14 protein-coding genes are annotated in these 12,380 nt (G+C 28.4%); all 14 read right to left on the reverse strand.

Features of this window, described 5'->3' with window-relative positions; genetic code table 11:
• Positions 1-7 precede the first annotated feature (7 nt).
• Positions 8-325, reverse strand: a complete 318-nt coding sequence (locus AABJ49_RS06060; RefSeq protein WP_338376982.1) for an Hpt domain-containing protein — start codon at positions 323-325, stop codon at positions 8-10.
• Positions 325-1,611: an ATP-binding protein gene (locus tag AABJ49_RS06065; RefSeq protein WP_338376984.1), complete on the reverse strand. Its 1,287-nt coding sequence runs from the start codon at positions 1,609-1,611 to the stop codon at positions 325-327. Before AABJ49_RS06065 ends, AABJ49_RS06060 begins: the two co-directional genes overlap by 1 nt.
• A 15-nt stretch (positions 1,612-1,626) precedes the next feature.
• Entirely contained in the window at positions 1,627-2,652 is a 1,026-nt protein-coding gene (locus AABJ49_RS06070; RefSeq protein ID WP_338376987.1) for an ATP-binding protein, read from the reverse strand.
• The gene (locus AABJ49_RS06075; protein ID WP_338376989.1) at positions 2,652-3,785 is read right to left on the reverse strand and encodes an FIST N-terminal domain-containing protein; all 1,134 of its coding nucleotides are present in this window, start codon (positions 3,783-3,785) and stop codon (positions 2,652-2,654) included. The genes AABJ49_RS06070 and AABJ49_RS06075 overlap by 1 nt, the downstream gene beginning before the upstream one ends.
• A gap of 2 nt (positions 3,786-3,787) precedes the next feature.
• Positions 3,788-6,478 (reverse strand): PAS domain-containing protein, encoded by a 2,691-nt coding sequence (locus AABJ49_RS06080; RefSeq protein WP_338376991.1) that lies wholly within the window; start codon positions 6,476-6,478, stop codon positions 3,788-3,790.
• A 3-nt stretch (positions 6,479-6,481) separates the two neighbouring features.
• The gene (locus tag AABJ49_RS06085) at positions 6,482-7,024 is read right to left on the reverse strand and encodes a heme NO-binding domain-containing protein (protein ID WP_338376993.1); all 543 of its coding nucleotides are present in this window, start codon (positions 7,022-7,024) and stop codon (positions 6,482-6,484) included.
• Position 7,025: 1 nt separating this feature from the next.
• The gene (locus AABJ49_RS06090; protein WP_338376997.1) at positions 7,026-7,439 is read right to left on the reverse strand and encodes a response regulator; all 414 of its coding nucleotides are present in this window, start codon (positions 7,437-7,439) and stop codon (positions 7,026-7,028) included.
• 189 nt (positions 7,440-7,628) lie between these two features.
• Complete coding sequence (locus AABJ49_RS06095) at positions 7,629-8,342, reverse strand: PH domain-containing protein (RefSeq protein ID WP_338376999.1); 714 nt, start codon at positions 8,340-8,342, stop codon at positions 7,629-7,631.
• A 72-nt stretch (positions 8,343-8,414) separates the two neighbouring features.
• A complete protein-coding gene (locus tag AABJ49_RS06100; protein ID WP_338377000.1) occupies positions 8,415-8,786 on the reverse strand; it encodes an MmcQ/YjbR family DNA-binding protein in 372 nt (123 codons plus the stop codon).
• Between the two features lie 23 nt (positions 8,787-8,809).
• A complete protein-coding gene (locus AABJ49_RS06105; protein WP_338377001.1) occupies positions 8,810-9,574 on the reverse strand; it encodes a cyclase family protein in 765 nt (254 codons plus the stop codon).
• Between the two features lie 50 nt (positions 9,575-9,624).
• A complete protein-coding gene (locus AABJ49_RS06110) occupies positions 9,625-10,002 on the reverse strand; it encodes a GxxExxY protein (RefSeq protein ID WP_338377003.1) in 378 nt (125 codons plus the stop codon).
• A 62-nt stretch (positions 10,003-10,064) separates the two neighbouring features.
• On the reverse strand, positions 10,065-11,198 hold the full coding sequence (hemW, locus tag AABJ49_RS06115) for a radical SAM family heme chaperone HemW (protein WP_338377005.1): 1,134 nt from the start codon (positions 11,196-11,198) through the stop codon (positions 10,065-10,067).
• Positions 11,199-11,240: 42 nt separating this feature from the next.
• Entirely contained in the window at positions 11,241-11,753 is a 513-nt protein-coding gene (locus tag AABJ49_RS06120; RefSeq protein WP_338377006.1) for a hypothetical protein, read from the reverse strand.
• 3 nt (positions 11,754-11,756) lie between these two features.
• A complete protein-coding gene (ruvC, locus tag AABJ49_RS06125; RefSeq protein ID WP_338377008.1) occupies positions 11,757-12,311 on the reverse strand; it encodes a crossover junction endodeoxyribonuclease RuvC in 555 nt (184 codons plus the stop codon).
• Positions 12,312-12,380: the final 69 nt, after the last annotated feature.

The following is a 12,380-nucleotide window of genomic DNA, read 5'->3' on the forward strand; positions in this document are numbered from 1 at the left end:
TTATTTTTTATAAATGGTCTACAAAGTTTTGCATGGTTTGAAGTATATTATCAAATTCTTCTTTTAATTCTGCTGAACTTTGTTTTAAATTTTCTTCAAATTTTTCAGCAATATAGTAACTTTTTTCAAGACCTAGAACAGAAATTTTATGTTTTAGTTTATGAACCATTTCTGCAGTAGCATTAAAATTTTGTAATTTAAAAAGTGAATTATAACTTTCAATTTCTTGAGGTAACTCCGATTTTACAATTGAAATCATTTTTTGTTTGAAATCTTCATCGTTTCCCGAAAGTTCGTTTATGTAATTGATGTTTGGTTGTTCCATTAGATTATTGGTATTGTAAAATAAAATGTTGCTCCTTGGTTTTCTTTGCTTTGAATCCAAATTTTGCCACCGAGTGATTCAACTGTCTTTTTTACTATCGACAGTCCAAGTCCAGATGAATCTGTATTATTTTGAAGTTTGATAAACGAATCAAAAATTTTATTTTGATAGGCTTCTTTCACTCCAACTCCGTTGTCTTTAACATAAAACTCAATATTACTTTGATTTTCTGTGAAACCTATTTCAATAAATGGATTTGAATTATCATTAAATAAAACGGCATTTTCAATTAGGTTTTGAAATATTTGTTTGATTTTATGTGCATTTCCATATATTTTAGGAAAACGATTTGGAATTATTATTTTGAAATTATTTGGAATTAAAGTACTAGTTATACATTCATCAATTAGTCCGTCTACATCTAATTGTGAATTAATTGTTTCTATCTTATCAATGGTAGAATATTCTAGAATACCTTTAATTAGCTTGTCCATTTTTTCTAAATTATATAATACTAACTCAAAAGATTCTTTTGTTGCATCATCAAAATTTTCTTCATTATCCTCTTTAATCCAATTAATTAAAGCGTTGATATTTCTTAAAGGTGCTTTTAAATCGTGCGAAACGGCATGAGCATAATCACTTAATTCTTTGTTTTGAATTTCTAAACTTTTAAGTAATTTTTCTTTTTTCTCTTTTTGATCTTTAATATGCTCTTCACTTTCTTTACGTTGCCTAACATTAACTAACATATTTGCAAAAACAAAGAGAATGTTTTTTTCATTTTCAGAGTAATTAAATATTTTTTTTACTGAATCAAAACCAACAAAACCAATCAATTGACCTTCTTTTTTCATAGGAATTGCAATTAAGCTTTTGATTCCTTGAGGCTCTAAAATTGCTTTTAAACCATTTTCACCATCATCAGGAAGTAAATCTACATTTTGAACATAAAATGCTTCCCCTTTTTTATGTGCTTCTACCCAATATGGAATATATTCGGTAGGTATTTCTTGTAAATTTTGTATCTCTGGCTCAATGCCTTCCGCACACCATTCATAGGTATTAGAAGTAGTATTATTCTCAAAATCATACGAAAAAATATAACTTCTGTCAGCTTCAACAAATTCTCCCATTTGTTTTAAAGATAGATCAATTAAACTGTCAATATCTGTTAAATCTGCATTGATATATTCTGTAGAAATTTTGATTAATAATTGCTGTAACCTATATTGTTGATCAATAATTTGATCTTTATCCAAACTGTTTAGACTACTTTTATTCATTTGAAAGTATTAAAATTATTTTGGAATTGAAAAATAAAATGTTGTGCCAATATTTTCTTGACTTTCTAACCATACCTGGCCTTTGTAATATTGCACTATTTTTTTTACAATAGAGAGTCCAATTCCTGATGAAGAATTATTGCTTTCTAATTTAGTAAAAACTTTAAATATTCGTGAAAAATAACTAGAGTTTATTCCGATTCCATTATCTTTTACAAAAAATTCATATTCATGTGCTTTTTCATCAAATCCTACTTCAATTTTACCAATTTCTTTATCATTATATTTGATTGCATTTTGAATTAAGTTTTGAAAAACTTGTTTAAATCTCCAAGCATTTCCATAAATACTAGGCATATTTGGTTGGATTATTATTTTTATATTTTTTGGAATATCAATAGTTCTTAATATTTCATCAATCATAAAATTAAAATCAACTTGTCTATCTTCTGCTTCAAGCTTATCTATTGTTGAATAATCTAAAATTCCTTTGATTAGTAAGTCCATTTTTTCAACATTAGAAAGAACTAAATTTAATGAATTGACACAATCTTCTCCCATTCCATCCTTGTTGTCTTCTATAACCCAATTTACTAATGTGTCAATATTTCTTAATGGAGCTTTTAAATCATGAGAAACTACATGAGCATATTCACTTAACTCTTCATTTTGAAGTGCTAAATCTTTTAATAATTCTTCTCTCTGCTTATTGATTATAACAATTTCAGATGCTTGTTGTTTTAAATAATCTGATTGGTTGAAGTTTTTTTCATCAGCAAGCTTTGTGGCATCTAAATTCATAGAAGTCAATATTGCCGATAAATTTTCATTGATTTCTTTTAAACTGTTAGCTTCTTCTCTTAATTTTTGATTTGCTTCAAAAAGTTCATCAGAACTAATTTTCATAGCTCTTTGCGACATGCCTAATTGATCTTCATAGTTATCGTATGAATCGTTAACTGCTTTTAAAAACTGTCTTAGATCTTTAAGCTGTTCTGGCTGAATCAACTTGGCAATTTGTCTTTTTAAAAGTGAATTCATTATTCGCTTATTAGTGTTAAAGTCATTGTTTGATTGTGTAAATCGCAAAATGTATTTCCAGAAAAAGGTGCCATTTCTCCGTAGGAATAAAATCCTGTAATTGCTGTTTGATCTCCAACAACTTCTTGAACTCTTTCTATTTCTTCTTCTACACGTTGATTCATTACAAGTTTACGTCCTACACAGCTAACTAATAGGGCTAATTGGGGTTTTTTTCTTCTATTTTTCATAGCTAATTTAGCTGCTTCATTAGCACCTTCTGCAATAGCATCAACAGAAGCCATCATTAGTTGAACTTTTGAATTTATAGGAACATCACCAGCTAAAGTCATTGATTGAGATTCATTATCTATACCTAAAATTGTTCGTACAACAGGAGCTTTTTTCCCTTGTGGTGTTACATTTAATGGATAAAGCAATGAAGCTTGAGGCAATTGATTTGCTTTATCTCCTAAATATTTTTTATACAAGTCTAAAGCTGGTTGATCATCAATTTCATATAAAATATTAGCTTCAGATTTTGTTATAATTCGTTCTGGTCCAAAAGTTGACCAACCACCAAAACTAGCAAATGTAATTTCTAACGTTTCTCCATAAAAACCAATCAAAACAACTTCACCTTCTTTTGGATTTATTTTATAGGAAGCTAATGTTTTTTCAAATTTTGCATCATCACCACACATTCCACCTGAAATGGGAACTGTATTGGTAATGTTTTCTTCTAATCCTTCAATCAAAGAACTTCCATTAACAAAACTTCCTTCAGAAAGTACAAATAAATGTTTGAGGTTTTCTCTTGGCATTGAATTATACAAAGTTTGACCTAATTTTTTAGCATCTTTATAATGCTCTAATATATTTTCTGTTCTAATTTCAAAAGTTGTTTTTTCAAACTCAATAGCTGTTATTACTATAGAATTATCAAATACATTATTATCTAAAATTTCTCCAGAAGTTGAACCAAAAACTATATGTTCGTATGGGAATTCATTTCTTATTTGACTTATAACTTCGTGATTCTCTAATAACATTCTGTTTGCAAATACCAATACTAAAGGATTTTTTAATTCTTTTTTAGCTTGAAGATATTTCCAATTTTGACCTTCTAATTTATATGCTTGTACAATTTTCATGCTTACGTTTTTGGTAATTTAATAAAGAATGCGGTTCCTTTGGTAAGTTCACTCTCGATAGAAATTGAACCTCTGTAATTATCTACTATTCTTTTTACTATTGACAATCCAATTCCTGTTGAACTTTCATGCTGAGTGAAGGATTGAAATATTTTAAAAATTTTTTCTTGATTTTCTTTGGCAATTCCGGGACCATTATCTTTTATGTAAAACAAATAATTTTCTTCATCTTCTGAATAACCGACTGACACTAATCCTTCAGGTTTATCAATGTAATTAACTGCATTGCTGATTAGATTTTGAAATAATTGTTGCATTCTAAACTTATCTGCTCTAATAATTGGTAATTTGTTATCTATTGTAACATTTGTGTTTTCTGGAATATGAATAATTTTAATACAATTAGATATTACGTCATTTAAATCAATTGGTTCAACTGAGGTCTCTGCAGTATCTACCTTAGAATAAGTTAAAATACCATGTATTAAATGATCCATTTTCTCGACTTTACTTTCAATTATGTTTAAGTACTGATAAGTTTCCTCGCTAAATTCTTTGCTATTGTCTTCTTTTATCCATGTAATTAATGAATGAATACTTCTTAGTGGTGATTTTAAATCATGCGAAACAATTTGTGCATATTCATTTAGTTGTTCATTTTGTTTTTCTAATTTCTTAAGTAATTGTTCTTTTTGTAGTTCTAGATTTTTTTGTTTGGTAATATCTAAATGAATTCCAATAGAACCAATCAGCTCCCCTTTTAAATTATAATTTGGAGCTCCACTGATTAACCAATGTTTTGTATCTCCTTCTTTGCTCTTAGTTGTTATTTCATATGAATCTGAAACACCTTGAGTTCTTTCTGAGTTTTTATTTTTTATTATCTGCTTTTCCTTTTCATCCATTAATATTTCAGAAGCTTTATTACCTAATAAATCCAACAATGAATAGCCACTCATATCACAAAATGATTGATTTGCAAAAAGCACAGTATCATTAACATCTACTTCTAAAAGTCCCATGTTCATGTTGGCTATAATATTACTATACTTTTGTCTTTCTGCTTCAATACTTTCTTTGTATCTTTTTTTAATTGTGACATCATCATAACTCCATAAATGGCCTGCATAATTTCCGTCTTTATAAATAGGAAGAAAACTTCTTTCTAAAACACTTCCATCTATAAGTTCTATTTCTTCGGCAATTACCTTTTCTTTGTTTTTTATAATTTCATCAATTCGTTCTATGAACTTATCAGAATTTTTAAAAAAATGCTTGGAGCTTTGTGCAGCTTGGGCACAATCAACACCTATCATTTGTTCAGGTTCTGATGGGATTTTAAACATACTACAGAATTTATTATTAACAACTACAATTTTTCTGTTTTCATCTTCTAACAAAACACCCGACTGTAGGTTTTCAATCAATGAGTTTAGTCTATTCTCAGATTCTATAATTTTTTGATTAAATTCTTTTTGTTGTGTAATATCCTCTTCAATTGCAAAGTATTTTATAATCTCAGCGTTAGCATTTTTCAATGCTTGCCCTTGAATTCTTACCCAATATTTTTCCTTGTTTTTTGTGTAATTGATGATTTCACAGTTAAATGGCAGGCCTTGTTTTATTTGTTTTGATAAATACTGTATGGTTTCTTTATCAGTTTCTGGTCCTTGAAGCAATTGTCCTGGTTTATTTCCAATTAATTCCTCTTTTGAATACCCTGATAATTTTACAAAACTATCATTTACCCATTCTATATTACCTTGTTTATCACAAATAATAACTGAATTAATGTTTTTTTCTGCAATAGAAGATAAAATAGAAAGTCTTTCTTCGTTTTCTTTTTCTATAGTGTTATCTTCAATAGTAGCAAAGTATTGTTCTACTTTTCCATCATTATCAAACACAGGCTGCCCTTTAGATTTTGACCAAAATGGTTTTTTTGTTTTATGAGCGTGATAAATATCAACATCAAAAATTTCTCCTTTATAAAAAGCCTCGAGCATTTTATTTATCTCTTCTTTATTTGAAAACTCACATAAACCTACCTCTACAGGAGTTTTGCCGATTACTTCTTCATATGAAAAACCAGTGAGTTTTAAATATGCATCATTACACCAAAAAATTCTTCCATTTGGATGCGTAAAGACTATACCATTTTTATTAGCACTAGCTACAATTGAAAGTTTGTTTAACTCTTCTTTATCTTTTTTAAGTTTTTTTCTTTGAGAATTTACTGTTGTTAATAATTCTTTTAATTCTGAATTATTAATTTCTTGATTCTTGAGCACATGTAACAAATCTAACAAAGGATCAAAAATGGCAAAATCGTGAAGGGTTAATTTTTTTTCAATAACATTTTCCATCGATTGAAACCATGGAGTTCCAATAAAAAGAAAATATTGATTGTGAATATTGATTTGACCTCTGAGAGAAATTGTTTTGTCTAAAAGTGAATTAAAAACAACTAGTTGTCCAATGGCTTGTTGAAAATTTATGGAAGAAAGGTTTTCAATCTTAGGCCTTTGAATTGAAAAAACATCGTTAAAAAATTGATTTTCATTAATTTGTGGAAGAATTTTTTGTAGGCTTTTTCCAAAGCTTTTAATTTTTAAATCTTTTTCAAGGAGAATATAAAAAGGAAAAATAGTATTAAAATTATCTACATCAAAACTGAATTGAAAATCTTGCATTGTTTACCAACTTACTTTAAAAATTTCGTGATCATCACCTACATCTCTAGTTTCTAAAAGTTCAATTTGTGTAGGTGTATTAAACATTTTACCTAAACCTTGTATTAAACCTCTAACAAACTCTTGTAGTCCTTCTCTTTTGGAAAAGTAATGTAAGTTAAGACTATTTTCTGAAACATCACTAATTTTAAATTCTGGTGGTGTTAATTTTGGATAAATCAACATAACTCTATTGTGAAACAAAGGCAAATTTTCTAAAAATTCTTTTAAAGATGAACCTCCAGCCTCCATTAAACCTGCATATTTTTCTTTTGTTGTTTTAACAACCCACCATTCACCAAATGCAATTAAAACATCTTTTACACTCATGTTCATTTCTTGAGAAACAGCTTGAGCTAATTTAAAAGTGATGTCATCATCATAAGGTTCACTACTGATAAAAAAGTCTTCTTCTATACCACTTTTCTCAAGGATAATTTCCCATTTTTCTTCTCCAAAATTTGAAACAACAAGATCTTGAATAGCTTTGTTTACAATTCCATACATTTTATTGTGAGATTAATTCATTTGTACTCCAATAATCTAAAATTTTTGTAATTCGGTCCACATAATCTTCATATTTTAGTGGTTTTAATACATAACCTGCAATTCCAATTTTATAACACTCTAACATATCTTTGTGATTGCTAGAAGTTGATAAAATAATAGACGGAATATATTTGAGTTGTTCATCGTTTTTAAGAATTGAAAGAAATTCAATTCCGTTTAGCTTTGGCATATTTAAGTCAAGAATAATTATGTCTGGAATAATTTCTTTAACTTTTAATATGTTTAATGCTTCTTCTCCATTGTTAGCTTCAATAATTTTGTGATTTAATTCGAGTTTTTTAATAACCCGATTAAATTTCATCACTTCAATTGTATCATCCTCAATTAAAAGTATGTTTAACGATTTTGTCATGTGTGTGTCTTTTATCCAATATCAAAAGTATAATTAAATAAAAGACACCTATATATTCTTCGATGACTATAAATTAAGTATCGATGAATGGCAGAAAAGTGTGGACAAATTAAAAGTTAATTTTCTAGAAAAAAGCAACAAAAAATACAACTATTTGATTTTCAGTTTAAAAAAACATTATTAAAGATTTTACATATAATTTAGTATCTCTTTCTTTAGAGAGTCATATTCTCCTTGCATGATTAAACCGTTATCTAAAAGCTTTTTATAATTCTGAAGTTTTTCAAAAAGTTCGTCTTGAGATAATTCTGCTAATTTTTTTTCTGTATTTTCTGAAGAACTATCGGGAAATTGTTTTTCATCTCTATACCCTGAAACAGGTACAATCTCAGCAAAATCTGTGACTTCTTCGGTTGGAATTACCTCAATGAAAGTTTCTTCAAAATTAGTTTCTAAAGCAGCAATTGGTTCTTCCTCTTCCTCTACAGAATTTTTAGTTGACATAGGATTTTTTAGGGCATCCAACTGTTCTTTTGAAAAAGTATATAATTTTCGAGCTTGATTCTTCGGCAAGTAATCAATGTTCAACGTTAAATCTGATTTTGTATTAAAAGTAAAATCTGAACCTAAGATTCCTTCTTTCACAAAAGTTCCAGCAACATCGTCCCAATCATAATCTATAAACTCCATTGACAAACCTAAGTTTTTTGGCTTACAAATAATAATTCTTTTATTGGTAACCACAACACTGTCTGGAAAAACCGTGATAGCTGGCTTTTTTTGAACTGCAATATAACCTACTTCTTCATTAGACATTAAAAGATTTTCCAATTTAGCAGTGATTTTCTCAATCGCTTTTGGATCTTGGTCTTCGTTCAATATTTTTTTTAAATTTTCTAGCATTTATTCTGAACTTGTTTCAGAATCTTTCGATTCTATATTATAATTACTTAATTTATCTAGCAAATGTAATCTCTAATTTTCTAAATTTTCGATTTCTGATTGTAATTTTTTTGTCAAACTTTTAAAAATCAAATCATAAGAATGATTTATTAATTCGCAAATCATTTTATCACTAACATCACTATTGAAATCTATTTTATTCCAATGGACTTTACTCATATGATAACCTGGATTTACAGCTTTATATTTTGCTCGAAGTTCTAATGCTTTTTCTGGATCACATTTTAAATTTATCGCTGGAATTTCTTTTTCCCAATTAGATAACGAAGTTAAAGCAAACATTTTTCCACCAACTTTAAAAACCAATGTATCTTCATCAAAAGGAAAATGTTCTGTCACTCCTTTTTTGGATAAGCAAAATTCGTAAAGTTGTTGAATGTTCATTTGTAGTAATTAGTAAATAGTGGTTAGTCATTAGCTTCCAAAGAATACAAAACCGGTTTACTTGGACTTGCATCATTTTCAAAAGAAGCGATTTCTAAATTTAATAAATACTTTCCATCATCTACTTTTTCGTCAACATAAATTAATTCTGTAATGGTACAATTCATTCGTGCATCTTCATTCAAATTATTGATGTCTTTTACATTCCAAAAAGCTTTGTGAGCCAATAACTTCCCTTCATCATGTTCTTTATCAACACTTGGTAAATCAATTAATAAATGTTGAATTCCTTTTTCTCTGATAAAAATGGCAGCTTCTTCAGCCAAATAAGGTGGATTTGTGTTGGAATATTTTAAATGTTTTTTAGTTTCAGCATTTGGAAGTGTCCTAATGACAATGGCTTCTGGTGAATTTCCTTTTAAAGCTTTTTCAATTTGATTTTTTGTAATAATTAAATCTTCTCCTATTTTTTCAGGTTGAACTGAAATTACTTCAGCCAAAAAGAAAAACTGTTTCAAACATTGATTGACGCTGTAAAAATCTCTTGTAATATGTCCTAAACATTCCGTGTGCGTTCCATGTGCATGAGGATTAAAGAAAATATTATTGAAATTGGTTGATGATTTTCCTTCAGAAACTTTTCCTATCCAATCGTCCATTTTTACGGGTTCAATTTCTGGTTTTCCTTGATACCAAGCTATCGGATTTTCATTGTCATTGGTTAATGGAATTGATATATCAATGGGTTTTGATAGGTCGAATTGTAAGTTATTTATTGTTGCTTTCATTTTATTAACCGCAAAGAGCGCAAAGTTTTACGCAAAGTTCGCTAAGGATTTTAAAGATTATTTGCAATACGTTTTATTCCGTTTTTAATTAGTGTAACATTAAAATTTATCAACAAACCTAATTTACAGTTTGTCAGTTTTAAATAAGTTAGAAGTTGAGCAAAATGGACATCGTTTAAAGCTTCAACTGATTTTATTTCAACAATTAATTTATTTTCAATTATAATATCCAATCTATAACCAACATCCAGTTTTACTTCTTCATATAATAAAGGTAGAGCTTTTTGTTTTTGTACATCTAAACCTGTTTTGTTTAATTCATAATATAAACACTCTTCATAGGCACTTTCTAAAAGTCCTGGTCCAAGTTTTTGGTGTACTTTTAAAGCACAATCAAAAACAATTTTAGATAATTCGTTTTCAGTCATTTACTTTTAAAAAATCTTTGTGCACTTTGCGTAAAACTTTGCGAACCTTGCGGTTAAATTGATTATTCCAAATTTACTAAAAACAAATCACTTGCAATTCCATCGCATAAAAATTTTCCTTTTTTGGTGGTTTTTAGAATATTGTTTTCGATTTCCAACAATCCATCATTGATAAATCGCTGGCTTTGTTTATTCAAATAATTCAAAAAATCTGTTCCAAATTCTGATTCAATTCGCTCTAAAGAAACTCCCCAAATGGTTCGTAAACCTGTCATAATATATTCGTTATAACTATCTTCTTTGGTTAATTTTTCTGAAGTTAAGGGCAATTTGTTCTCTTGAATGGATTTGATGTAAAGTGCATTATTGGCAATATTCCAACTTCTTGAAATTCCATTGTAACTATGTGCTGAAGGACCAATTCCAATGTAATTTTTACCTAACCAATAACTCGAATTGTTTTTTGAAAAATAGTTTTCCTTTCCAAAATTGGATAATTCGTAATGAATGAATCCTTTTTCTTGAAGCGTTTCGACTAAAATGTAAAAATGTTCTTGAGCTACTTCATCATTGGGTTCTTTGATGATTCCTTTTTTGATGAATGTCTCCAAAGCTGTTTTAGATTCAACCGTTAAAGCATAACTCGAAATGTGTGGAATGTTAAACGAAAGTGCTTTTTCAATATTTTGTTTCCATTTTTCGTTACTCATGCCTGGAATTCCGTAAATTAAATCTAAAGAAATATTATCGAAATATTTTGTCGCAATTTCCAAACAATTTGAAGATTCCTCTGAATTATGAGCACGATTCATCATTTGCAAATCGTCTTCAAAAAAAGATTGAATTCCAATAGAAAGTCGATTAATTCCAATTTTTGATAGTTCAATTAAATAATTTTCAGATAAATCATCAGGATTAGCTTCAAGCGTAATTTCTGGATTTTCTGTTACTTCATAATTTCGATACACTTCTTCAATCAAAAATCTCAAATCGTTAATCGTTAATCTGCTTGGAGTTCCACCACCAAAATAAATGGTTTCAATTACTTTATTTTTTGCTTCATTTTTACGCAAAGTAATTTCCTTAGCTAATGAAAAAATCATTTCATCTTTCTTCTTTAATGAAGTAGAAAAATGAAAATCGCAATAGTGACATGCTTGTTTGCAGAAGGGTATGTGGATGTATATGCCGCTCATTTTAGAGTGTTCAGTGGTCAGGTTTTAGTGGTCAATTATTTATTAGTCTACAATTTCTTTAAAAAAATTATATTCTTTTTCATTTTTAAACTTTAAATAACCCCATTTCATTTTTTTTGTCATCGGAACTGAATATGTCTGGTTGTAATCTTCATCAATTTCGGAAATACCAATTATTTTATTATTAGCATTATAAAATATAATGGTTTTATAATTTATAAATGTTCCAATTTCTCCCCATCTAAATGACGAGCTATCATTAAATTTTTTTAGTAAAAATAGAATCTCATTTTCATTTAACTTTTTTGGAAAGAAAAAACTACTTCCATAAACTTTAGCTGAACTAACATTATCTTGAGGAAATTTAAAATCATTCTTTTCTTCAAAAAAAACATCTTCTTTATATGTTAGTTTATCTAAGTCTTCTCCTTTTGAATAATCTTTATAATCCTTTTTTAAATTATTTTTAATTTCTTCAAAATTTGGATAGCTTAAATAATTATAAGTCATAACTACAAAAAACAAAAGTAATATTACTGTCAAATATTTCTTCATGAACTATTTCTTAACTCGTAATTCATTCTGTTTAACAAAAGCATCCCAACCTGTATAACTTTTTTCTCCAACCGTTTTTCCAGAATTGAAGAAATGACAAACGGCTGCTGCTAATCCATCAGTTGAATCTAGATTTTTGGGTAAGGTTTTTAAGCCTAATAATTGCTGAAGCATTTTGGCTACTTGTTCTTTGCTGGCATTTCCATTTCCGGTGATGGCCATTTTTATTTTTTTGGGTTCGTATTCTGTAATGGGAATATCTCTTGAAAGTCCGGCTGCCATAGCTACTCCTTGTGCTCTTCCCAACTTTAACATGGATTGCACATTTTTACCAAAAAAGGGTGCTTCAATGGCAATTTCATCTGGATGATAGGTTTCTATTAGTTCAATAGTTCTTTCAAAAATGATTTTTAGTTTTTGATAATGGTTGTCGTATTTGGACAATTGCAATTCATTTAGTTGCAAGAATTCCATTTTTTTGTTGACTATTTTTATCAATCCAAATCCCATGATGGTTGTTCCTGGGTCAATTCCTAATATGATTCTTTCGTTTGGCACTTTTATCTATTTCACAGAGTTACACAAAGAAAGCACAAAGTTTCACAGAGTTTTCTTTTCTTTGCAGCA

Source organism: uncultured Flavobacterium sp., from assembly GCF_963922255.1.
Taxonomy (GTDB): Bacteria; Bacteroidota; Bacteroidia; order Flavobacteriales; family Flavobacteriaceae; genus Flavobacterium.